This window comes from Chitinophaga sp. Ak27 (assembly GCF_012726295.1).
Taxonomy (GTDB): Bacteria; Bacteroidota; Bacteroidia; order Chitinophagales; family Chitinophagaceae; genus Chitinophaga.
This window is the reverse complement of the sequence record NZ_JABAOB010000005.1, coordinates 130,390-153,145: the sequence shown is the minus strand read 5'-3', so window position 1 is coordinate 153,145 and position 22,756 is coordinate 130,390. Positions and strand designations below refer to the sequence as shown.

Annotated in this window: 22 protein-coding genes; 17 read left to right on the top strand and 5 right to left on the bottom strand. The window is 43.5% G+C overall.

Annotation, left to right across the window (positions count from 1 at the left end):
* Window positions 1-24: 24 nt before the first annotated feature.
* On the bottom strand, window positions 25-912 hold the full coding sequence (locus HGH90_RS17995; RefSeq protein WP_168766633.1) for a DMT family transporter: 888 nt from the start codon (window positions 910-912) through the stop codon (window positions 25-27).
* 117 nt (window positions 913-1,029) lie between these two features.
* On the opposite strand from HGH90_RS17995, the gene HGH90_RS17990 reads away from it, so the two are divergent.
* The 12 genes from HGH90_RS17990 (at window position 1,030) to HGH90_RS17935 (ending at window position 10,296) form a co-directional block, all read left to right on the top strand.
* A complete protein-coding gene (locus tag HGH90_RS17990; RefSeq protein WP_168766634.1) occupies window positions 1,030-1,776 on the top strand; it encodes a PPK2 family polyphosphate kinase in 747 nt (248 codons plus the stop codon).
* A 75-nt stretch (window positions 1,777-1,851) separates the two neighbouring features.
* Window positions 1,852-2,271, top strand: a complete 420-nt coding sequence (mscL, locus tag HGH90_RS17985; protein ID WP_168766635.1) for a large conductance mechanosensitive channel protein MscL — start codon at window positions 1,852-1,854, stop codon at window positions 2,269-2,271.
* A 92-nt stretch (window positions 2,272-2,363) separates the two neighbouring features.
* Window positions 2,364-3,314, top strand: a complete 951-nt coding sequence (locus tag HGH90_RS17980) for a DUF3078 domain-containing protein (protein WP_168766636.1) — start codon at window positions 2,364-2,366, stop codon at window positions 3,312-3,314.
* 132 nt (window positions 3,315-3,446) lie between these two features.
* Entirely contained in the window at window positions 3,447-4,241 is a 795-nt protein-coding gene (locus HGH90_RS17975) for a segregation and condensation protein A (protein WP_145663117.1), read from the top strand.
* Window positions 4,234-5,142, top strand: a complete 909-nt coding sequence (locus HGH90_RS17970; RefSeq protein WP_168766637.1) for a helix-turn-helix domain-containing protein — start codon at window positions 4,234-4,236, stop codon at window positions 5,140-5,142. The genes HGH90_RS17975 and HGH90_RS17970 overlap by 8 nt, the downstream gene beginning before the upstream one ends.
* A 106-nt stretch (window positions 5,143-5,248) precedes the next feature.
* Entirely contained in the window at window positions 5,249-6,118 is an 870-nt protein-coding gene (locus tag HGH90_RS17965) for a pirin family protein (RefSeq protein ID WP_169191665.1), read from the top strand.
* A 53-nt stretch (window positions 6,119-6,171) separates the two neighbouring features.
* Window positions 6,172-6,699, top strand: coding sequence for a YceI family protein (locus tag HGH90_RS17960; RefSeq protein ID WP_168766639.1), 528 nt, complete (start codon window positions 6,172-6,174; stop codon window positions 6,697-6,699).
* Between the two features lie 91 nt (window positions 6,700-6,790).
* The gene (locus HGH90_RS17955) at window positions 6,791-7,426 is read left to right on the top strand and encodes an NAD(P)H-dependent oxidoreductase (RefSeq protein ID WP_211093097.1); all 636 of its coding nucleotides are present in this window, start codon (window positions 6,791-6,793) and stop codon (window positions 7,424-7,426) included.
* A 162-nt stretch (window positions 7,427-7,588) separates the two neighbouring features.
* Window positions 7,589-8,002 carry an OsmC family protein gene (locus tag HGH90_RS17950; RefSeq protein WP_168766640.1) on the top strand — a complete coding sequence of 138 codons (414 nt, stop codon included), beginning with the start codon at window positions 7,589-7,591 and terminating at the stop codon, window positions 8,000-8,002.
* A gap of 209 nt (window positions 8,003-8,211) precedes the next feature.
* On the top strand, window positions 8,212-8,925 hold the full coding sequence (locus HGH90_RS17945; protein WP_168766641.1) for a pirin family protein: 714 nt from the start codon (window positions 8,212-8,214) through the stop codon (window positions 8,923-8,925).
* Window positions 8,926-9,058: 133 nt separating this feature from the next.
* Window positions 9,059-9,772, top strand: coding sequence for an HAD-IIB family hydrolase (locus HGH90_RS17940; protein ID WP_168766642.1), 714 nt, complete (start codon window positions 9,059-9,061; stop codon window positions 9,770-9,772).
* A 146-nt stretch (window positions 9,773-9,918) separates the two neighbouring features.
* Window positions 9,919-10,296: a hypothetical protein gene (locus tag HGH90_RS17935; RefSeq protein WP_168766643.1), complete on the top strand. Its 378-nt coding sequence runs from the start codon at window positions 9,919-9,921 to the stop codon at window positions 10,294-10,296.
* A 2-nt stretch (window positions 10,297-10,298) separates the two neighbouring features.
* Here the strand turns inward: HGH90_RS17935 and HGH90_RS17930 are convergent, their stop codons facing one another.
* The 3 genes from HGH90_RS17930 to dxs all read right to left on the bottom strand — a co-directional run bounded on the left by HGH90_RS17930 (window position 10,299) and on the right by dxs (window position 14,586).
* On the bottom strand, window positions 10,299-11,390 hold the full coding sequence (locus tag HGH90_RS17930; protein WP_168766644.1) for a PAS domain-containing protein: 1,092 nt from the start codon (window positions 11,388-11,390) through the stop codon (window positions 10,299-10,301).
* A gap of 151 nt (window positions 11,391-11,541) precedes the next feature.
* The gene (locus HGH90_RS17925; RefSeq protein ID WP_169191664.1) at window positions 11,542-12,588 is read right to left on the bottom strand and encodes a flavin reductase family protein; all 1,047 of its coding nucleotides are present in this window, start codon (window positions 12,586-12,588) and stop codon (window positions 11,542-11,544) included.
* A 72-nt stretch (window positions 12,589-12,660) separates the two neighbouring features.
* Complete coding sequence (gene dxs / locus HGH90_RS17920) at window positions 12,661-14,586, bottom strand: 1-deoxy-D-xylulose-5-phosphate synthase (RefSeq protein ID WP_169191663.1); 1,926 nt, start codon at window positions 14,584-14,586, stop codon at window positions 12,661-12,663.
* A 222-nt stretch (window positions 14,587-14,808) separates the two neighbouring features.
* On the opposite strand from dxs, the gene HGH90_RS17915 reads away from it, so the two are divergent.
* Together HGH90_RS17915 and HGH90_RS17910 are read left to right on the top strand one after the other, a co-directional pair.
* Complete coding sequence (locus HGH90_RS17915) at window positions 14,809-15,834, top strand: sensor histidine kinase (RefSeq protein ID WP_145663152.1); 1,026 nt, start codon at window positions 14,809-14,811, stop codon at window positions 15,832-15,834.
* Between the two features lie 96 nt (window positions 15,835-15,930).
* Window positions 15,931-16,659 (top strand): LytR/AlgR family response regulator transcription factor, encoded by a 729-nt coding sequence (locus HGH90_RS17910; RefSeq protein WP_145663155.1) that lies wholly within the window; start codon window positions 15,931-15,933, stop codon window positions 16,657-16,659.
* 116 nt (window positions 16,660-16,775) lie between these two features.
* On the opposite strand, the gene HGH90_RS17905 is transcribed toward HGH90_RS17910, so the two are convergent.
* Window positions 16,776-17,531 (bottom strand): geranylgeranylglyceryl/heptaprenylglyceryl phosphate synthase, encoded by a 756-nt coding sequence (locus HGH90_RS17905; protein WP_168766647.1) that lies wholly within the window; start codon window positions 17,529-17,531, stop codon window positions 16,776-16,778.
* A gap of 325 nt (window positions 17,532-17,856) precedes the next feature.
* Here HGH90_RS17905 and HGH90_RS17900 point away from each other — a divergent pair, with 325 nt between their 5' ends.
* From HGH90_RS17900 to HGH90_RS17890, 3 genes are all read left to right on the top strand, one after another.
* Complete coding sequence (locus HGH90_RS17900) at window positions 17,857-21,150, top strand: vitamin B12-dependent ribonucleotide reductase (RefSeq protein WP_169191662.1); 3,294 nt, start codon at window positions 17,857-17,859, stop codon at window positions 21,148-21,150.
* 558 nt (window positions 21,151-21,708) lie between these two features.
* On the top strand, window positions 21,709-22,209 hold the full coding sequence (locus tag HGH90_RS17895) for a hypothetical protein (RefSeq protein ID WP_145663164.1): 501 nt from the start codon (window positions 21,709-21,711) through the stop codon (window positions 22,207-22,209).
* 21 nt (window positions 22,210-22,230) lie between these two features.
* Complete coding sequence (locus HGH90_RS17890; protein ID WP_145663166.1) at window positions 22,231-22,719, top strand: YcxB family protein; 489 nt, start codon at window positions 22,231-22,233, stop codon at window positions 22,717-22,719.
* The last annotated feature ends 37 nt before the right edge of the window (window positions 22,720-22,756 follow it).

The following is a 22,756-nucleotide window of genomic DNA, read 5'->3' as shown; positions in this document are numbered from 1 at the left end:
GTGGTATCTCCGTTTTTTTATGCATTATTTGCCAGGGGCAGGTCTGCTGGCTCTATTAACGAGGTATACTCCCAGTAAGATAATGATCATACACAATACCTGGATCCAGGTAATAATTTCATGAGCGAGTAAGCCCCAGCCCACAGCCACTAACGGCAACGCATATGCTACCATTGAGGCCATCATAGATCCGGCACGTTTTATAAGCAGGAAAAATAATACCGCTGCTACGCCAGTGCCCATTACTCCCAGTATAAGGCCGGCAGATAAAGACCGCCAGGGAGCATGAGGTTGGGTGAACTGGGGAAAGAAGTGACTAAACCATAAGATCGGGAAAGTAACCAGGGCACAGAAAAACATGGCAATAGCGCCCAGGTGGAGAGACGAAAAGCCTTTAAGCCGGTGGTGTACCATACTTATGTTCACGCCATAGCTGATAGTGGCCAGTATGATCAACAACGCATAATACCAGTGACTATTAGTACTGATGCCTTTGGAGGTAAATAGTAAAACCACGCCCAGCAAGCCAATAAATATCCCGGTAAATTGTTCTTTTTTCAAGGGGCTGCCAAAGATGATAATGCCCGACAGCAAAGCCATTAAAGGGGTGAGCGCATTTAGGATGCCTGCCAGTGAGCTATCTATTTCTGTTTCAGCCAGGCAAAACAGAAAGGCAGGAATGCCGTTGCCCAGGATGCCGGAGAGTATAATAACGGGCAATTTATTAATGGGCGTATCTCGGAGTGCCTTAGGCAAAAAGGGCAGCAGTGCAACTCCTGCAGCTACCAGTCGCAAACTTGCTACCTGGTAAGAAGTAAATGCTTCCAGCCCGATTTTCATTAGTATAAAAGAGCTGCCCCAGGTGAGCGATAGCAGTAAAAATACTCCCCAGTGAGCGAAACGTTGATGCATAGTTTTATTTTCAGGCTACAAAGTTGCATTTATCGGTGACATTCAACAAAATATAAATCGTGTTATCGCAACACTTCTGGACTGATTTTGTTAAATTTATTAATAAGAATGCATGAAATGAGTAAAATTAAGTTGTCAACCATCAGTACTACGGCCCCCAAGAAGGTGGAAAAGGAAAAGATCAAAGCAGTGACCCAGGAAATTTTGCAGGAATTGGATGAATTGCAAAATCTGTTATATGCCCAGCATAAATACAGCATTCTGCTGGTAGTACAGGGAATGGATGCCAGTGGAAAGGATGGCGTGATCAAAAATGTAACCGGTACATTAAATCCCCAGGGTTGCCAGGTACATTCTTTCAAGGCGCCTAACACGGAGGAGTATGATCATGATTTTTTATGGAGAGTACATCAGCATGCACCAGGCAAAGGCATGATCCAGGTGTTTAACCGTTCGCATTATGAAGACATCCTGATACAGCGTGTACATAAATGGATTGATGATAAGACTGCTTTCAAACGCATGGAAGCGATTAATGATTTTGAGAAATTGTTGACCGTACATAACAACACCCATATCATCAAATGTTATCTGCATGTATCGCGGGAAGCACAACAACAACGGTTGGTAGAGCGCACAGAAGACCCAAGAAAGATGTGGAAATATAATGAAAATGACCTGGCAGAGGCTAAGTTATGGGATAAATATATGGATGCTTACGAAGATGCCATTAACCACTGCAATTATGTGCCATGGCTGATTGTGCCTGCCGACCATAACTGGTATAAAGAGTACCTGATAGCGCTAACGCTGAGGGATACACTGAAATCGCTGAAGATGAAATATCCCCGTTTGAAGAAATAATAGATTAATAATTAACGGCTTATGATATTATGTTTTAATTTTGTTCACTTATTTAACCAATAAAAACCTTGCATTATGTCGTTCATCAAAGAGTTTAAAGAATTTGCCATGAAGGGCAATGTAATGGATCTGGCAGTGGGTGTGATCATTGGAGGTGCGTTTGGAAAGATCGTTACATCATTAGTGGATAATATCCTGATGCCTATTGTCGGCATATTTACCCAGGGTAAGAATTTTAATGACTTCTTTGTATTGCTTGACAAGAGTAAGGGAGAATTTGCTACGCTGGCAGAGGCGAAAGCCAAAGGTGTAGCTGTTTTTGCCTATGGCGCTTTTATTCAGAGTGTCATAGATTTTCTGATCATAGCCTTCTGTATTTTCTTATTGGTGAAGTTCATGAATAAGCTGACCAAGAAGAAAGACCCTGCTCCTGCCGAACCTTCTGCACAGGAGAAACTGCTCATGGAAATTCGTGACGAGCTGAGAAAAAGATAAACTAGTTATAATAAATACCCCACTTGCGTGTTTCTTTTAACCCGAAGAAACACGCAGGTTATATATGTATACTCACCTTAAACATTAAATGAATGAAAAAATTTACTTTGTCCATAGCATGCTTTCTTTGCTGTTTCATGGCAGTGCATGCACAGAACGACTGGATGAAGAAGTCAAGGGAAGAAGCAGCTGGTAAAATCAAAAAAGACCAGGACCCTAATGATACCATTCCAAAATTGTGGCGGAAAGGTCTTAATCTGAATGTGAACATCAACCAGGGATCACTCACCAACTGGGCGGCAGGTGGTGACAAGTTTTCTTTCGCCATCGGTTCTAACGTATATGCGTGGGCGTTCTATAAGAATGGCAGAAGATCCTGGGACAATGTGGCCGATCTTGCTTTCGGATATATTAATACCACCAGTCTCGGTGGCCGCAAAAATGACGACCGTATTGACCTGACCACTAAATATGGTTACGATATCGGCAAAAACTGGTATCTCAGCGGACTGGTGAATTTACGTACGCAGTTTGCCAACGGTTTCCTGTATCCAAATGATACCACCAAGCAATTGTCGTCTAAATTCTTCTCTCCCGCATATGTGCTGGTATCACCGGGTTTCGACTATAAACCAGATAATTCATTTTCTTTATTCCTCTCCCCCATTACTTCCCGTTTTGTATTTGTAATGGATGATTTTCTGTCAAAACAAGGTGCTTATGGTGTAGACACCGGGAAGCATTTTAGGTATGAGATTGGTGCTTATTTATCAGCCAATTACGTTAAGACGTTTGCCAAAAACATGACTTACAAAGGCCGGTTGGACCTGTTTTCTGATTACCGGCACAATCCGCAAAACATCGACGTGTTTTTCACCAACGCCCTGGAGCTGAAAGTGAATAAATGGATTTCGGCCTTGCTGACCGTAGATATGATTTATGATGATGATGTGAAAGTATTTGAGAATAAGGCTACTGGAATAATGGGGCCCCGATTACAGGTCAAGCAGGTGATAGGCGTAGGCTTTGCTGCCAAGTTCTGATTCGCCGGAATTTTGTTATTTTTGATATCGCGCATTGGTACAGAGAAAAGAAGCCGGGAATTAACTCCTGGAATTGTTGACACTCTGTGCCTTTGTGCGAATTCTTTTTTAAAACCATATTAAACGTCATACGTGAACGAACAAGCACCTGTCTATAAGATCAAATTACCGCAATTTGAAGGTCCTTTTGACCTGTTGCTGTTCTTCATTGAACGCGATGAGCTGGATATCTATAATATCCCGATCAATAAGCTGACACAGGATTTCCTGGACTATATCCATCATATTGAATCACTCAATATTGAATTGGCCAGTGAGTTCATTCTTTTTGTATCTACGCTGATGCGTATCAAGGCAAAGATGTTATTACCCCGTAAAGAGGTAGATGAACAAGGGAATGAGATTGATCCCCGTATGGAGTTGATAGATAAAATCCTGGAGTATAAACGTTATAAACTGGCTGCCGCAGAACTGGCTGAAATGGAGGCCGACAGGATGTTGCAGGCCAAGCGTGGTAATATTGCCAAAGAACTAGCCGAAATTGGTGAAATCACCAGTGAAGGTACAGAAGTACAAACGCTCACATTGTTTAAGCTCACCAAAACATTTGAAAAGGTGATGCAGCGTATGAAAGAGCGTGATAACAAGCCCCAGCACGTGGTGTATAAGTATGATTATACCATGGAAGGTTCCAGGATGTATATGGAGGAACTGGCAAGGGCCGAGCGTACCTTATCTTTCGAAAAAATATTCGATCATTGTAAAGATCGCGTGCACGCTATTTTCCTGTTCCTCAGTATGTTGGAGCTGGTACAGATGAAGCACATGGGAATTATGGTGGGAGAAGGACGGAACAACTTTATTATTGAATATATTGATCCTTCTGACAGGGAGGAAGAAACTGCAGGAACTTTAATAGATGGCTGAGAAACGTGAAAATATAGGAATTGTTTCCTTACCGGAATATGCGCATGTAGATCCGAGCTTTGTGGTATCCGGGTTGTGCGAACTGGGCAATAGCTTTTTTGACCAGATTGGTGTGCCGCACCGGCACGACTTCTACACTATCTATTGGATAAAGAAAGGGAAGTTGCTGCATACCATTGATGCAGTAACACATGAAGTAAAAAAGAATACCCTCTTTTTTGTGGCTCCCGGCCAGGTACATAATTTACAGGCCACCGAGAAAATTGATGGTTACATGATCGCATTCCGGGAAGCGTTTATGTGTTTAAAAGACCAGTCACAGGTGTCAGGTATTAATTCTGGCCTGTTTTTCAATAATCAGTTCAGCAGTGTACTGCAACTCGATGATGAGCAGGAAAAAGATATTGAGGCTATTATTCGACTGATGATGAAAGAACTGGCGCTGCGGGAGCCGGAGTATGAAACAGCATTGCATGGATTGCTGCGTTATTTCCTGGTACTGGCTTCCCGTATAAAAGGGGAAAGTCTTTCTATTTCGACTGAGCAGCATGCTGCACATAACAGTTCTATCTTCCTTAAATTCAAAAACCTGATAGAAGAAAAATACCAATATTTAAAAAACGTGTCCGATTATGCCGGGCTCCTCCATATAAAGCCCGTATTACTCAACGAAATCAGCAAACAATTATCTGGTATTACAGCAGGAGAGCATATCCGCAACAGAGTCATCCTGGAAGCGCAGCGTTACCTGTACAATACAGACCTTACAGCCAAGGAAATTGCCTATAAACTTGGCTTTGACGACCCTCACTATTTCAGTCGGTTTTTTAAGAAGTATACCAACCAGAGCCCTTCAGAGTTTAAGGAAGCTGCCCGCTCGTCTTTAAGTCCCTCTGTATAAAGGTTTTAAGAGGATTTGTAAAAAAGTCCATCACTAGCGACGTTTTATCCATTTTTAACGGGTGTTATAACATGTAGTTTTGTGTTGTCTTAGGAGGCAAAAAACTATGAACACACAAAAGCATGTAAACCAGATAGTAAAAGCAGCCGCACCACATATGGTGGGTGATGGCTTCCGGGTACAAAGCACCTTACCGGGTGGTACTCGTTCTGAAAATAACAGGATTAGTCCTTTCATTATGATGGACTATGCCGCACCAAATTACATCCCACCAAGCCCCAGACCCCGTGGTGTGGGAGAACATCCGCATAAAGGTTTTGAAACTGTGACCATCGTGTACCAGGGCGAACTGGAGCACCGGGATTCTACCGGCAGCCATGGATTCCTGTACCCAGGAGATGTACAGTGGATGACTGCAGCCGGGGGCATTTTACATGAAGAGAAATATAGTGAGGCATTTACCAAAACTGGCGGCAAAGCAGAATTTGCGCAATTGTGGGTAAATCTTCCCAAAGCATTTAAAAATAACCCGGCAGGCTACCAAAACTTAACCAAAGCTGACATTCCAGTGATCAACATTGGTGCTGAAAGTTATGTGAGAGTAATAGCTGGTGAATACGGGGATGTGAAAGGCGCAGCGCGCACCTTCTCTCCGCTGAATGTACTGGACGTGCGTTTAAAGAAAGGCGACGCTGTTACTTTTTCTGTTCCGGCATATTTTAACACCGCAGCAGTTGTCTTCCAGGGAGAAGTTGATATCAACGGCCAATCACTGAAAGCGGTAGAAACTGCCCTTTTTGAAAAAGAAGGTACTGAAATCATGCTCACTGCATTGGAAGACGCCACGGTACTGGTATTGAGCGGTGAGCCAATAGATGAACCCATCTTTGCGTATGGACCGTTTGTAATGAATACAGAAGAAGAGATTGTAGCCGCTATCAACGATTTTAATGCCGGCAAAATGGGCAGCTTATAATTTATAATTACAAATCATTTCATTTTAATAATACTACTAAAAACTAAAACAATATGGCAACCTGGAAAATTGATCCTTCACACAGTGATGTACAATTTAAAATTAAACACCTGATGATTACGACCGTAACCGGTCAGTTTGCAAAATTTGATGGTACTATGCAAACCACTACTGACAATGATTTCAGTAATGCTTCCATCTCTTTTGAAGCAGACATCAATAGCATTTCTACTCAAAATGCACAGCGCGATCAACATTTGCTGGCAGGAGATTTCTTCGAAGCAGAAAAATATCCTAAGCTGACATTTGTATCTAAGGAAGTAAAGAAAATAGACGAAGAAACATATAAACTGGTAGGTGATTTAACCATTCGCGATAATACGCGTCCGGTAGAACTGAGCGTGGAATTTGGTGGCGAAGTGGTAGATCCATATGGTCAGACCAAGGCAGGATTTGAATTAAGCGGTAAAATTAACCGTAAAGATTTTGGCCTTACTTTCCATGCTACTACAGAAACCGGAGGATTGTTGCTGAGTGACGAAGTGAAGTTGCTGGCTAGCGTACAAATGGTAAAACAATAAGCAGATATTTCGTTTTGTTACTCAGCTATTTTTGTTCGATACGGCCCTGTATCCTGAGCAGATAGCTGGGTAACAAAATACCAAGCAAGTAATGACGATGGATATTCTAAATAAACTGGAATGGCGTTATGCCGTTAAGAAATTTGATCCGGCTAAGAAACTGAGTGCGGCGCAGCTGGATAAACTGATTGCGGCCACCAGGCTTTCTGCCTCTTCTTACGGGTTACAACCTTATAAGATACTGGTAATAGAGAATCCGGCGGTACGTGAGCAATTAAAGGCAGCATCCAATAACCAGGCGCAGGTAACCGATGCCTCACAGTTGGTGGTGTTTGCAAGATATACCGACTTGAATGAGTCGCACGTAGATGATTATACGAATAATATTGCGGAAACGCGCAACATAAATCCCGCGCAGCTGGCAGGCTTTGCGGGTGTGATGAAGAACACGGTGAATCAATTAGGCACAAACGGCACGGCTGTATGGAGCTCCAAGCAGGCTTATATTGCATTGGGTACTTTGCTGACCGCCGCCGCAGTGGAAAATATCGATGCCTGCCCTATGGAAGGCTTTGATGCTGCCAAATACGACGAAATTTTGGGATTAAAGGAGAAAGGATTGACTGCAGTGGTGACAGCTGCCATTGGATTTAGGGCGGATGATGACGTGATGCAGCATGCGAAGAAAGTACGTAAGCCAATAGCAGAGTTGGTAGAAATGATATAAGAATCAATTGAAGGGAATCATGCTTATGCCGCACCGGTCACTGGTGCGGTTTTTTTATTGCCGGAAGCTACAGGAAGCTCCGGCATTTTTTATTCCCGATTAATTTGTAATTTGGGCCCCTGCACTGATTCTTCTAACAAAGAAAAAAATAAAACATTAAACATGAAAAGATCTGCATCTGCCAATTGGCAAGGTACCGGTAAAGAAGGTAAAGGTAATTTAACCACCCAGTCTACCGTTTTAAACAAAACCCAGTATTCTTATGGTAGCCGTTTTGAAGAAGGCGTTGGCACTAACCCTGAAGAACTGATTGCAGCTGCTCATGCTGGTTGTTTTACCATGAAACTGAGTTTTGTTATCACTGGTGCTGGTTTTACACCTGGTAACATCGATACCAAATGCACTATTACATTGGAAAATGGGGCTATTACCACCAGCCACCTGGAAGTAACTGCCAGCGTACCTGGCCTGGATGCTGCAAAGTTTGCTGAATTTGTAAAGGATGCAGAAGCAAATTGCCCCGTAAGTAAAGTGCTGAATGCTACTATTACTTCCGACGCTAAGCTGGTGTCTTAGAGCGGAAAGCTGAAAGCATAAAGCAGAAAGCTATTGTGGAGAATGATCAAAGCGATTCTTAATACCCGCTAAGGTCATTCTCCACAATAGCTTTCTGCTTTATGCTTTCTGTTTTTCGCTTTTTGTCCACGTTTTTCATCAGATCATCCATTCCTCCCGCGGCCACTTATAGCGATATTTGTGTTGTATTAAACAAAGGAGATTAAGTTATGAAAAAGGTTATTCATCGTGCAGATACCAGAGGATATGCCAACCATGGTTGGTTGAAGAGTCATCATACTTTCAGTTTTGCTAACTACTACGATCCCAGCCGGATTCATTTTGGAGCATTGCGGGTATTGAATGATGATGCTGTAAAGGGCGGTATGGGCTTTGGCGCTCATCCTCACGATAATATGGAGATCGTATCCATTGTATTGGATGGTGCGTTGGAACATCGTGATAATACCGGTAAACAGGAAATAATCCGTAAAAACGATATACAGATTATGAGCGCTGGTACCGGTGTAGTTCACTCTGAGTTTAACGCTTCCAAAACGGAAGATGTCAACTTCCTGCAGATCTGGGTAATCCCTGCAGAAAGAAATGTTGCCCCCCGCTACGATCAGCGCACATTTAATCCTGCCAGCCGGGAAAATAAATTGCAGGTAGTCATTGCACCGGATAGAACTGCCGATACACTGTGGCTGCACCAGGATGCCTGGTTTTCACTGGGGAAATTTGATGCTGGTAAAACAGTGGCTATCACTGCGAAGAAAGCGGGAACAGGCAGCTACCTGTTTTTACTCAGCGGAGAAATAAAAGTAGATGGAGAAATCTTACAAACCAGAGATGCAATTGGGTTATCGGAGTATAATAAAACGACAGTGGAAATTATTAAACCGGCAGAGTTTTTGCTCATAGATGTTCCTATGTTGAGCTAATTATCATTTCATTATATACTAACCCATTACATCTAAGAAAAGATCAGCTGCGAGGCTGATCTTTTTTTTCTATTTTTATTCGGAATACCTGCATATTGTATCACTATTAAAACCGCTACAGAGGAAAGAAATCATGTTACTAGCTACAGATCTGGATGGAACTTTCTTAGGAGGAACACCGGAAGACAAAGAAAAGCTCTATCGTTTACTGCATCACAACAAAGAAATACAATTGGTATTTGTAACCGGAAGAGGCATACGTAGTGTATTGAATTTATTGGAAGATCCTGCACTGCCGCGTCCGGAGTATATTATTTGTGATGTAGGCGCTACCGTTACACATTTGCCTACATTGGCGGCTGTAGAGCCTGTACAATCTAATATCGCTGCCCGATGGCCAGGTGACCATGTTAGAGAAACAATGAAAAAAGTAAGAGGATTGCTACACCAGGAAGCCCAACAGCAGTATCGTTGCTCTTATTATTACGATAAGGAAACAGATATAGAAAGCGCCCGGGAAATAGCGGCCTCATTGCAATGCGACCTGGTTTTATCTGCCGGGAAATACCTGGATATTTTGCCTGGTGGCGTTAATAAAGGAAATACTTTACAGCAGTTGCTGGAGATACTGGTACTGCCCCATCATAAAATACTGGTAGCTGGTGATTCTATGAATGACATAACGATGTATGAAACAGGATTTAAGGGGGTAGTAGTAGGTGATTCGGAAGCTGAATTAGTTAGGCGTACTGCAGGTATGCCACATGTATTACAAGCGCAGCGGGCCGGTGCTGGCGGTATCCTGGAAGCGATGGCGTTTTTTCCTGAGTTCCGTAGTTACCTGTAAAAAGGGCGATAAAATTGTGGGCAAAATAGAAAAAGATTGTACCTTAGAATAGATCTTTGCTAGTAAATATATATGGATATTGACAACAGCGTTTGGTATGATGAATAGCTTTTTAATCATCATTTAAATTGATAAATCAATACACCATGGATATGACAACTCCCACTGAAGAGCTGCACCAGCAGCTGAATTCCTGGAAAGAAGAAGTGAATGACGTCAGAACAGAAGTGAAAATGATGCGTGAGCGGTTAGAGCAAATCGCATTGGGTAAAGCTTCCAGGGACGTAATGACAAAAGTTGAACATTTTGAAAATCGTTTACTACGCCAACGGGAAGTAGCTGATGAAATGTATCATGACCTGAAACAATGCGCAAAAAAGATCTCCAACGCGCCTGTAACTGTTGTGCATGATGACCGGCCCATAGATGACTACGATGCCATGCAACACCGCATGGAAATTTTTCAGAAACTATACATCTCGTTAAAAGAAGAATTCAATGGCTTTATGCCTTGCGAGGTATAATGTTATTGAAGGTTTTTTACTTTATGCTCAATTTTATGAATGATGTCATCCAATTGACGGGTGGATTCGTGTAGCCATGCCATCAATTGGGTATTAAAGTCCCCGTTTTGGTTGCTTTTATCGAACAGATCGGTGATACCCAATATGGAGACTACGGGTCTGCGTATTTCATGTGAATTGATCCATGCAATTTCGCGAAGCGTTTTATTTTGTTCTTCCAGCAGCCTGGCTTGTTTTACATGCCTGTCGATATCCTGTATCATTCCTATCATGCGATAAGGCTGGCCGTTTTCGTACATAATAAACGCACGATCGACCACATATTTATAGCCGCCATCTGCGCATCTGAAGCGATATTCTTCCGACCAGTAGTTGAGATTTTCCTTTTTACACCTTTCAAGGGAAGCCATTACCCGGAAATAATCAGCTTCGTGAATATTGGTTTGCCACCATTCTACCAGGTCGGCGTCATCAGCATTATTGTAATGAAAGAGATCCGATAAGCCGTGGTTCCAGGTAACAGTGTTAGTTACCAGGTTTTTATCATATACCGCATCGTTGGTAGCTTTAGCCAGTAGTTCATAGCGCATGCCCAATTCATGAGCTTCTCTGCTGGCTTTCACTTCAGCGTCTACATCTTTCGACATAATGAAGCGGGCATCTCTCCCAAAATAAATGGCGGGAAGCGAATAGATTTCTGTAAAGAAATTGCTACCATCTTTTTTACGGTGTTTCCAGATGCCCCGGTATTCACCACTACTACATCGTTCTGCGGCATTTTCCAATAATAACGGGACATCTTCCGCATTTCGTAGGTCCTTTATCGTTATTTGTTCCAGGAACTCTTTTTTGCTGTACCCGTACTTGGCGGATGCTGCTGTATTGACCGACAAGAAGCGCATTGTACTTTTTTCATAAATCCACATGGGGATGGGATATTCATTGAACAGGTGCTCAAACTGAAGTGCGCGTTTGTTAATCAGCCGGGGAGCTATCAGTAAGAAGAGAATAATGCCTGACAATAAAATGATACTGCCTGTCAATAACCAGGTGTAAGGAGCGGTATTAAGTTTTAATAAGAGGTAACTGTTCATCGAAACGACAACAAATAAGAGACATAAGCAAACAATCTTTATAGGGGCGTTTGACATTACCTGATTTTATAGAAAATTTAGATAATTTTTCAGCAATAGAAAAATTATCCTTGATCATGATGATTGATAATGCTTTTTGCATTACTAGCGGTCATAATTCAAGCGTTAGCTGGTCAGTTGCGGGGTAGCCTACACAGGTAAGCACGAGGCCTTCTGCCAGCTCTTTTTCAGTAAGTACTTCGTTGACAGACATCCATACTTTACCACTTGTACATTTAACGGTACAGGAGCCACATACACCGCCCTTACAGCTATAAGGCAAAGCTATGCCTTGTTCGAGTGCATAATTCAGGATGGTTTGGTTGGCAGGAACAGACAGTTTGTATTCCTGACCATGTGCATGGATTACGACCTGCTTAGGGTCATGGTTTTGCGGTAACAGTGTGTTGGCAATTTTTATATCGGTGTTTACCACAAAGTTTTCCTTGTGAAGCTGGTCGTTACGGAAGCCCATGAAGGTGAGGGTAAGGAGTATGGTACGCATATAGTCCGGTGGGCCACATAGAAAGAAGCTGGCATCGGTATATTGATAGCGCATATGCGTTATTACTAGTTGCTCCAGCAGTGTATTATTAAGCCGCCTGTAGGTATGGTGGCTGTCGGGGTCATTACTAAAGAGATAGATACTTTCCAGTTGTTCGGGGTAGTTATTTTGCCATTGCTGTAATTGCTTGTAGAAAATGGTTTTTTCGGGGCTGGTATTGCTGTAAATTAACTTAACGTGTGCGCCGGGGTCGCGGGTAAGTATTTGTTTCAGGAGAGAAAAAATGGGCGTTATCCCGCTTCCTGCGGCAAACAGGAAAACGTCTTTTACAGGAGCAACAGCTGCCTGGTAGGTAAACCGGCCGGTAGGCTCCAGGGAGGTCACCACATCTCCTTTTTTCCAGGTCCGGATGAGATGGCGGGAAATTTCGCCATTTTCCTTTTCCCGTATCGTTACCGACATAAAGGGATCTACGCCGGGTGTAGAGCTGAAGGAATAAGAGCGCCTGTATTCTTTGTTATTAAGGGTAATGAGGAAGGTTAGGAACTGGCCTGGTTGATAGCTTATCAGTTCAGGCGATATGTTAGCCAGTTTATAGGTGTAAGTGCCGGGCATTTCGCGTATGATGTCTGTAATCCTGAGCTGAAAGTACATGGTATAAAAAAATTTAGCTACCTGGGTAGCCTGTTAGGGCGTATCCAGGTAGCTAAATAACTAAATTCCTGTTTATATGGTGACAGTAATTTTTTCTTTAAGCATTTGTCGGGTGGTGCGGGCGATACCGGCGGCATCGTAACCACATTCGCGGTAAAGTTCTTCAGGTTTGCCATGTTCCACGATTTTATCGGGAATACCTAATCTTGTTACGGTTGCCTTATAGTTATTGTCGGCCATGAATTCAACCACGGCGCTACCGAATCCGCCTTTAATAGCACCATCTTCCACGGTAATTACCTTATCAAATGATTGGAAAATTTCGTGGAGCAGGGCTTCATCCAGTGGTTTTACAAAGCGCATGTCGTAATGGGCTGGCTGCAAACCATCGGAGATCAGTTCTTTACAGGCTTCAGTAACGAAGTTGCCGGTATGTCCGAGGGACAGGATGGCAATGTCTTTACCATCGCGGATTTTGCGGCCGGTGCCTGGTTTGATGGCTTTAAACGGCATGCGCCATTCCGGCATCACGCCTTGTCCGCGTGGATAGCGGATCACATAAGGCATATCATTTTCTGGCAGCTGAGCGCTGTACATCAGGTTACGGAGTTCTTCCTCATTCATGGGGGCGCTGATGATCACGTTGGGGATACTGCGCATGTAGGCAATATCGTAGGCGCCATGATGAGTTGGGCCGTCCTCTCCTACCAGTCCGGCTCTGTCGAGGCAGAATATTACCGGGAGTTTTTGGATGGCTACGTCATGTACAGCCTGATCAAAGGCTCTTTGGAAGAAAGAGGAGTAAATGGTACAGAACACGCGCATTCCCTGTGTGGCCATGCCGGCAGAGAGGGTAACGGCGTGTTGTTCGCAGATGCCCACGTCAAAAGCTCTTTGCGGCATTTTCTCCATCATAAATTTGAGGGAGGAGCCGGAAGGCATGGCGGGGGTGATACCGATGATTTTATCGTTTTGTTCTGCTAATTCGATGATAGTGTGCCCGAATACATCCTGGTATTTAGGAGGTTGAGGGGTAGTGACGGGCTTTTTGAAGATTTCACCGGTGATTTTATCGAACAGGCCTGGCGCGTGCCAGGTGGTCTGGTCTTTTTCTGCGAGGGCATAGCCTTTACCTTTGGTGGTAACGATATGCAGCAGTTTAGGTCCGGGAATATCTTTCAGGTCCTGCAGGGTATCGGTCAGTTTGGTGATATTGTGGCCATCTATAGGGCCAAAATAGCGCATCTTCAGTGCTTCGAAGAGGTTACTGGATTTAGAAACAACGCCTTTGAGGCTGGCTTCCAGTTTGGAGGCCATGTCGCGGGTAAATTTCTTTCCTACGGGAAGTTTCCCCAACAGGTTCCAGACATCGTCCCTTACCTTGTTATAGGTAGGAGAAGTGGTGATATCGGTGAGGTATTCTTTTAGCGCGCCCACATTAGGATCTATGGACATGCAGTTGTCGTTCAGGATAATCAGCACATTGGCGTTGGCAACACCTGCGTGGTTGAGGGCTTCGAAGGCCATTCCGGCAGTCATGGCGCCATCTCCGATGACCGCAATATGCTGGCGGTCAAATTCGCCTTTATAGTGAGAGGCCATGGCCATACCCAGTGCGGCGGAAATGGAGGTAGAAGAGTGGCCGACCCCGAAGGTATCGTACCTGCTTTCATCTCTTTTAGGAAATCCGCTGAGACCTTTGTATTTCCGGTTGGTCGGAAATGCTTCCCGGCGCCCTGTCAGTATCTTGTGACCATAGGCCTGGTGGCCTACGTCCCATACCAACTGGTCGTAAGGGGTATTAAAAACGTAATGCAATGCCACTGTCAGCTCCACTACACCCAGGCTGGCGGCGAAATGGCCACCATGCACACTTACCACGTCAATAATGTATTGACGCAGCTCCTCACATACCTGATGAAGCTGTTCTTTATTCAGCTTTCGCAAATCAGCGGGATATTCTATCTGGCTCAACAGTTGACCTGCCTTGATATTCATAATATTGGTTCAGGGTTTTATGAAGTAACAAAAATACACAAAAAAATGTGGTAATTGATGATCCAATGCCACGAAGATAGGCCTTTTATGACATATCAGACCATTCAGCCGGAGGCATCTGCCATTTACCGTTTTTGATTCACCATTTATAATATTTAGGTTTAAATGGGGGAGGCTAAAGGGTATTTTTGGAATATAGGTGAAGTTTACTAATTTGATTTAATGTTAAAGAAGATAAGCAAATATTGGTGGTGTCAGATGCTGGGCTGGTCAGCTTATTTTGCTTTAAACTGGTTCTATTATTACACCTTGGATAAGTCAGTGGTGCAGCTGTCGGATTTTATCAATCTTTTAATATTCATTGCTTTAGGTATTTTAGCCACCCACCTTTTTCGGACATTAATCAATAAACGTAATTGGGTAACCTATAATTCCGAGCGCCAGATATTACTGTTTTTTGCTATGGTAGCCGGCACTTCTGTCACGGTATATATCAGTTATAATTCACTGATGTATTTTGTATATAAGTATAAGCAGGAGGACCTGGTAAGGGCATTGATCTCCCCTTTTGTGATCTCGTTTATCTGGTGGATGATCTACTATATCTGGCATTATATTGAGCGAAACAGGAGTTCCCAGGTAGATCAGCTCAAGTTGGAGACAACGGTAAAAGAGTTAGAGCTTAAAACAATCAAGGCGCAGCTGAATCCACACTTCATTTTCAATGCGTTGAACAGTATCCGGGCGTTGGTGGATGAAAATCCGCAGCGGGCAAGGACAGCTATTACGGAGCTTTCGAATATTTTGCGAAGTTCCATGCAGTCGGAAAAGGCGGAAACGGTGAGTCTTGAGAACGAATTAAATATTGTAAAGGATTACCTTGCATTGGAGCATATCCGTTTTGAAGAGCGGTTAAATGTGCAGTACGACATAGATCCAGATACGCTGGAGTTGCAGGTACCGCCGATGATGTTGCAGACATTGGTGGAGAATGCTATTAAACATGGTATTTCCCGTATTATCAGTGGAGGTTCGGTGTACATTAATTCTTCATTGAAGGGGATGCAGCATGTTATTACGATCGAAAATACTGGTCAGATAATTGAAAATAGCATTAATGGCCACGGTTTTGGCTTACAGAGCACCCGGCAAAGACTAGGTCTTTTGTTTGGTAGCCGGGCTTCTTTCGAGATCAGAAATAAAGACGAGCATACGGTAGAAGCCACAGTGGTCATGCCTTTACTCTAATCACTTGTTATAAAACTGCTGTAGCTGGCTAATATCTGGTTACGGTTATTATTAAATCAATTAAATTAAATCATTCAACCAAACTTCATATTGCCAATGAAAAAAGCATTGATAATAGATGATGAACGCCTGGCCAGGAGTGAACTCAAGAAATTACTGGCAGATCACCCGGAAATAGTGGTGGTAGGAGAAGCTGTGAATGCGAAGGATGGTATAGAAAAGATCGAAACCTTACATCCTGACCTGCTGTTCCTGGATATTCAGATGCCAGATAAAACGGGATTTGACCTACTCGCGGAACTGGAAAAGACGCCGCAGGTAATTTTTACCACCGCTTACGATGAATACGCCTTAAAGGCATTCGAGTACAACGCGCTTGATTACCTGTTGAAACCAGTAGAACCGAAGCGGCTGGCCGATGCTATTCACAAATTGCATCAGCAGGAAGAAAAGGACCGCCTGGCGGCATCAGGTGGGATACGTTCGTTATTATCGGAAAATGACCAGGTTTTTGTAAAGGATGGAGATCGGTGTTGGTTTGTAAAACTGCAGGAGATCCGCCTTTTTGAAAGTGTTGGGAACTATGCCCGGGTGTATTTCGAAAGTAATAAGCCATTGATTCTTAAATCACTGAATGCACTGGAAGAACGGCTTGATGAGCGTACTTTTTTCCGGGCTAACCGCAAGCATATTGTAAATCTCCGGATGATTGAGAAGATAGATACCTATTTTAATGGTGGGTTATTGCTGGAAATGCGGGGAGGCGAAAAGATTGAAGTAAGCCGCCGGCAGGCTGTGAAATTTAAGGAGATGATGAGTTTATAAGCAGCGGAAAGCGGAAAGCGTAAAGCACAAGGTATAAAGCTATTAAAGCGAATGATCTGAGCGGGTATTCCCACCGGTCATTCGCTTTAATAGCTTTATACCTTGTGCTTTATGATTTATGCTTTTACTGGTACAGAATGTACCGCATCGGCCAGTTCCTTGATGAGGGAGAGATCTTTTTCTATGGCATTTCCTACTACAATCACATCTGCGCCTGCCTTACAGTTAAGGTAAGCTTTTTCGGCATCGCGGATACCGCCGCCAACGATAATAGGTGCCTGTACCTGGCTGGCTACGCGGCTGATCATACTTTCCGTGATGGGAATCCGGGCGCCGCTACCGGCATCCATATAAATCACTTTCATGCCCAGCATTTCGCCTGCTATTGCCGTACACATGGCAATATCCGCTTTATCGGCGGGAATGGGCGTTGTATTGCTGATATATGATACCGTGGTGGGGGCTCCTCCATCGATTACCATGTAACCTGTAGAAATCACTTCGAGTCCACTTTTCTTAACGGCAGCCGCAGATACTACATGCTGACCAATCAGTAATTCGGGGTTTCTTCCCGAAATAACAGACAGGTAGAGCAGCGCATCTGCATATTTAGATACCTGGGAAGGGCTTCCTGGAAATAATACAACGGGTATGTCGCAGCAAGCTTTCAGCTGTTGCACGCATTCATCCAAGTGATCAGAGATCACAAGGCTACCTCCAAGGAAGATATAGTCAACTTTGGCAGCAGTGCATTTGGCTGCAAGCTCAATGATACCCACAGGAGTTACCTTATCCGGGTCAATCAAAACCGCGAATGCCTTTTCCTTTTTAGCCTTTCTTTCGATGAACGAAGTGTATATGTTATTGTACATCAATAGCGCATTGTTCCGGTTGTCGCAAATGTATAATATTTTTATTAATAACACACATTGCTAAATAAATAAGCATTCAATTCATTTTTTATTCATGAACATCATGATACTTACATTATTAGGTGTTATACCACTGTGAAGTTTTTGTTAACGACAAATTTTGAGCCGGATTTCCGTTTTGAGGTATAAACAAACATGTTGGCAAACTGTTTGAGCAATTATCCACAATCTGTGCAAAATAAATGCCCCCCTCCCGGCATTTAAAAATTAATTTTAAAGTACTCCGCATCACTAACTCATTCTATCATCTAAGAAAACTTGCCGTATGAAAAATCCAGTTAATACGGGTGGTCTTTCGTTCACCCGTCATTTTACCCAGGAAGGTGTGAGTCCTTACGATCAGTTTACCTATGAATTGCGTTCGTCGGTGATACGTAATCCCGGTGGAGACGTTGTGTTTGAAATGAACAATGTGGAAGTGCCAGAGTCGTGGTCGCAAATTGCAACAGATATCCTCGCGCAGAAGTATTTCCGGAAGGCGGGCGTCCCCCAGCCGGATGGTAGCTCGGGGCGGGAAACCTCGGTAAAGCAGGTGGTTCACCGGATGGCTAATTGTTGGAGAGCCTGGGGATTGAAATACGGTTATTTTGCCAGTGAAAAAGATGCCGCTATATTTTATGAAGAGCTTAGCTATAGCATGCTCAACCAGTCATGTGTACCTAATTCTCCTCAATGGTTTAATACGGGGTTATTTGAAAGTTACGGTATCAAGGGAAAGCCACAGGGACATTTTTATGTAGAACAACGTACGGGAACGCTAGAAAAATCAACGTCTGCTTATGAGCGACCTCAGCCACACGCTTGTTTTATCCTGAGCGTGGACGATGACTTGGTGAATGAAGGTGGAATTATGGACCTATGGGTACGGGAAGCACGGATATTCAAGTATGGATCCGGGGTGGGTACCAACTATTCACATATTCGGGGAGAAGGAGAGAAACTGAGTGGCGGTGGTACTTCCAGCGGATTAATGAGTTTTTTGAAGGTGGGCGACCGGGCAGCCGGTGCTATTAAATCGGGAGGCACCACCCGGAGAGCAGCTAAAATGGTGTGCCTGGACCTGGATCATCCAGAAATCATGGACTTTGTAAACTGGAAGGTGGAAGAAGAAAAGAAAGTGGCTGCATTGATTGCGGCAGGTTATTCGTCTGATTATGAAGGAGATGCGTATAAAACGGTCTCTGGCCAAAACTCCAATAATTCCGTTCGCGTCCCTAACTCGTTTTTCCGGGCACTGGAAGCAGATGCTGACTGGGATTTGAAGGCCCGTACCACTGGGAAGACGGTCAAAACGGTGAAAGCCAGTGATTTGTGGAATCAAATCACTTATGCTGCCTGGCGTTGTGCCGATCCGGGTATTCAATATGACACCACTATTAATGAATGGCATACTTGTCCTAAGGGAGGACGTATTAATGCTTCCAATCCCTGTTCTGAATATATGTTCCTGGATAATACGGCCTGTAACCTGGCATCTGTGAACCTACGCCGCTTTTTTGACGAGCAGCAACAGCTGTTTGATGTACCGGGATTTGAATATACTGTGAGATTATGGACCGTAGTGCTGGAAATATCTGTATTGATGGCGCAGTTCCCCTCAAAGGAGGTGGCGCAGCTCAGTTATGAGTATCGTACTTTGGGATTAGGGTACGCGAACCTGGGGTCTATGCTGATGGTGAGTGGCATTGCCTACGATAGCGAGGAAGCGCGAGGGATTGCAGGCGCTATATCCGCGATCATGACGGGTATTGCCTATAAAACATCGGCAGAAATGGCGGCTCACCTGGGGGCATTCCCACGGTATGCCGAAAACCGGGAAGATATGTTGCGGGTAATGCGGAACCACCGTGCAGCGGCCTATGATGCTACAGATGCCTACGATGGACTAGAAATAAAGCCTAAGGGAATAGATGCCCGTTATTGTGCTGATTACCTGCTGAAAGCAGCCACCAAAGCCTGGGATGAGGCCGTGAAATGGGGTGAGCAATATGGCTACCGTAATGCGCAAGCCACGGTGATAGCGCCTACGGGCACGATAGGCCTGGTAATGGACTGTGATACAACGGGTGTAGAACCGGATTTTGCATTGGTGAAGTTTAAGAAACTTTCTGGTGGAGGATATTTTAAGATTATTAACCAGTCTATCCCTGCCGCTTTACATACTTTGGGTTATTCTGACCATGAAATCAAAGCGATTATAGATTATGCCAAAGGCAGCGGCAATTTTGCCGGGGCGCCTTATATTAATCATCAGTCGTTGAGTGAAAAGGGTTTTATTGGAGAGGAACTGAAAAAGCTGGATGCAGCGGTAGTTTCCTCTTTTGATATAGGGTTTGTCTTTAATGTATATACCCTGGGGGAAGAATGTTTACAGCGGTTAGGATTTACGCCGGCTAATTATTATAGCCTGGAGTTCAGCTTGTTACATGAACTTGGTTTTACAGATGAACAGATTCAGGCAGCCAATGATTACGTATGTGGTACCATGACGGTGGAGGGAGCTCCTTATTTAAAGGAGGCGGATTTACCAGTATTTGACTGTGCTAACAAATGCGGGAAGGATGGAGAGCGGTATATTCATCCACATGGGCATATCCGGATGATGGCGGCAGTACAGCCTTTTATTTCGGGAGCGATTTCAAAGACGATTAATCTTCCCAATGAGTCGGTGGTAGAAGAAATAGCAGATGCATATAAGATGAGTTGGGAGCTGGGATTGAAGGCTTGTGCTTTGTACAGGGATGGCAGTAAGCTGAGTCAGCCGTTGAGCAATAAAAGTGATAAAAAGAAGAAGCAGGAAAGCAGTAATACGGAGCAGCCATTAGGGCAGGGACTGGGTGAGTTAACGAATGATGAATTGTTGGGAGAAGTAAACCGTCGTATGCTGGCCAGCAGGGATACGACATTGAAGCGTCAGTTGTCGCGGATTGTAGAACGGCAGGCGTTGCCATCGAAACGGGGTGGCTTTACGCAGAAGGCGAACGTGGGGGGGCAGGTAATTTTTGTACGTACGGGGGAGTACAGTGATGGTACATTAGGGGAGATATTTGTTGACCTGGCCAAGGAAGGATCCACCTTGCGCAGCCTGATGAATTGCTTTGCCATTGCGGTTTCTGTGGGATTACAGTATGGCGTGCCGTTGGAGGAATTTGTAGATAAGTTTATATTTACGCGTTTTGAGCCTGCTGGGATAGTGGATCATCCTAATATTAAATCTGCTACTTCCCTGATAGATTATATTTTCCGGGTGTTAGGATATGAATACCTGGGGCGTACAGACCTGGTGCATGTATTAGATGCGCCGGAAAATACCGGAGAGGAAGACGAACCAACGAATACACCTCCTGTTTCTTTCCGCGCCGGCGGCGGAGAAAAAATACCGTCCAGGTTGCCCAGAACGCAGGCTGTTGGCGCTTATCAGCCGGAAAGCAATACGCAGGATTATATGAAAAGTATGCAGAGTGATGCGCCGGCGTGTACTACCTGCGGGCATATTACGGTTCGTTCGGGAACCTGTTATAAATGCCTGAATTGCGGTACCAGCATGGGTTGTAGCTGATTGAATGTTATAACTTCTTGTTAATGATATGTTATTGTGCCTCTAAAATTTCAAAGAAAAATAACATGCCTTTATCTTTGTATTCAAATAGGGTTTTCATAGGATAGTAACAAATTGAGGGCGCTTTTCTAGGCGCCCTTACTATTTTCTCAAAGCTGATCCTTTTGTTAATCTCCACCGTTATTTTTTAGGTTTTAGCCCTTAGCTTTATCTCTTCCTTTATTTTTTCTCATTTGAAATTTTTCTGAAAAAGCTTCTTTTATTGCGTGTTTTATAATTATGAGATGAAATATTTGATTTTTTCTAATATTTATTCTTTTCTCTCAGTCACGATATAATTTTATTATATTTGTTATTGTATTAATTTTTATTATGGTTACTGTCCTATGAAAAACCAAATATTCCTACACCGCATGACTCTTCATGCACTGTAAATGACTCTCGAAAGCAATGGTTCGTCCATTGCTTTTGTTTTTTCAGGGTTTTTACGCATATTTTATAATCTACTAGAAATCTCAAAATATAATTGTATTTTTAGACTCGAAAATTTGACACCTTATGAAAAAGCTGTTGTTAATGCTGTTGGTTATCTTGGCCGCAGCCACATCAGCAAATGCCAGCACTGGTTTCAAGAACGGGGATAATAATGGAGATAAAAACGGTGATAACAACGATAACCGTAATAATTCCAAAAACACAAATAATACAAAGCCTGTACGGGTAGAAGAGTTTGTGTTAATGTTTCCACGGGTAGAGACAGCAGAAAAAGTGGATGAAGCAGAGTTGGAAAAAGCTATTGTGGATTTATACAAGTGGTATTTACAAAACGAAACCAAATTAAATACAAACGACTTCCTGAAAGGAAGTGGTAAGGAGTTGGCGTTTCCATTTAAAGTGGATCCAAAGACCTTACAGCAATACTTTCTATTCATCAAGAAGAACTTCCCAGGTTTTGGCGAAGACGACCTATCTAACGTAAAACGCAACCGGAAGAAAGAAGCACCTGTTACTGTGCGTGATGAAATGGATAATCCTATGTCGATTTCAGTTAATAGATAAAATTCGTTTTGCCAGGCCAGCATGCATTTAGAGTTCAGTTATGACAAGGGAGAAGTGTTACATGCATTGCGCTATCATTTTACGCAAAGGGGAGAGATAAAAGTCTTCCGCAATACACTTATTATATTGCTATTAGCCACCCTGACAGGTTTTTTCTTTAAGGTGGTAACGCCCGGGGCGCTTACTGGTATCGTGTTAATGGTACTGGTTTTAGGCTGGGTATTCTGGTATCTCCTACCCGTTTCCATCTATAATAAAGCCGCTACATTTAAGGATAGTATCCAACTGAAGTATTCTGATGAAGGCATCCTGATCTCCACCCGGGGAAGCGATCATCAGCGGGCCATCAGCTGGAGTAATTTTTCCCAGGTAGTAGAAACCAAGAAATTCTTCTTTTTATACCGGGATAAAAAAACTTTCTTTCTCATTCCTACCAGTGCCTTTAAGACAGAAGAAGCATATAAGAATTTTGCTGATGTGTTGAAGGAAAAGTTCAACCACTATAAATAAATACCGTTTCCTGCTGAACATACGGGGATTGGTCTCG

Coding starts and splice junctions, on each gene's coding strand:
- HGH90_RS17940 (WP_168766642.1), top strand. CDS start 9,059: ATGTTACTAGCTACAGATCTGGATGGAACTTTCTTAGGAGGAACACCG.
- HGH90_RS17945 (WP_168766641.1), top strand. CDS start 8,212: ATGAAAAAGGTTATTCATCGTGCAGATACCAGAGGATATGCCAACCAT.
- HGH90_RS17935 (WP_168766643.1), top strand. CDS start 9,919: ATGGATATGACAACTCCCACTGAAGAGCTGCACCAGCAGCTGAATTCC.
- HGH90_RS17930 (WP_168766644.1), bottom strand. CDS start 11,390: ATGAACAGTTACCTCTTATTAAAACTTAATACCGCTCCTTACACCTGG.
- HGH90_RS17905 (WP_168766647.1), bottom strand. CDS start 17,531: ATGTACAATAACATATACACTTCGTTCATCGAAAGAAAGGCTAAAAAG.
- HGH90_RS17895 (WP_145663164.1), top strand. CDS start 21,709: ATGAAAAAGCTGTTGTTAATGCTGTTGGTTATCTTGGCCGCAGCCACA.
- HGH90_RS17955 (WP_211093097.1), top strand. CDS start 6,791: ATGACGATGGATATTCTAAATAAACTGGAATGGCGTTATGCCGTTAAG.
- HGH90_RS17990 (WP_168766634.1), top strand. CDS start 1,030: ATGAGTAAAATTAAGTTGTCAACCATCAGTACTACGGCCCCCAAGAAG.
- HGH90_RS17980 (WP_168766636.1), top strand. CDS start 2,364: ATGAAAAAATTTACTTTGTCCATAGCATGCTTTCTTTGCTGTTTCATG.
- HGH90_RS17965 (WP_169191665.1), top strand. CDS start 5,249: ATGAACACACAAAAGCATGTAAACCAGATAGTAAAAGCAGCCGCACCA.
- HGH90_RS17890 (WP_145663166.1), top strand. CDS start 22,231: ATGCATTTAGAGTTCAGTTATGACAAGGGAGAAGTGTTACATGCATTG.
- HGH90_RS17925 (WP_169191664.1), bottom strand. CDS start 12,588: ATGTACTTTCAGCTCAGGATTACAGACATCATACGCGAAATGCCCGGC.
- HGH90_RS17970 (WP_168766637.1), top strand. CDS start 4,234: ATGGCTGAGAAACGTGAAAATATAGGAATTGTTTCCTTACCGGAATAT.
- HGH90_RS17915 (WP_145663152.1), top strand. CDS start 14,809: ATGTTAAAGAAGATAAGCAAATATTGGTGGTGTCAGATGCTGGGCTGG.
- dxs (WP_169191663.1), bottom strand. CDS start 14,586: ATGAATATCAAGGCAGGTCAACTGTTGAGCCAGATAGAATATCCCGCT.
- HGH90_RS17995 (WP_168766633.1), bottom strand. CDS start 912: ATGCATCAACGTTTCGCTCACTGGGGAGTATTTTTACTGCTATCGCTC.
- HGH90_RS17900 (WP_169191662.1), top strand. CDS start 17,857: ATGAAAAATCCAGTTAATACGGGTGGTCTTTCGTTCACCCGTCATTTT.
- HGH90_RS17950 (WP_168766640.1), top strand. CDS start 7,589: ATGAAAAGATCTGCATCTGCCAATTGGCAAGGTACCGGTAAAGAAGGT.
- HGH90_RS17960 (WP_168766639.1), top strand. CDS start 6,172: ATGGCAACCTGGAAAATTGATCCTTCACACAGTGATGTACAATTTAAA.
- HGH90_RS17910 (WP_145663155.1), top strand. CDS start 15,931: ATGAAAAAAGCATTGATAATAGATGATGAACGCCTGGCCAGGAGTGAA.
- mscL (WP_168766635.1), top strand. CDS start 1,852: ATGTCGTTCATCAAAGAGTTTAAAGAATTTGCCATGAAGGGCAATGTA.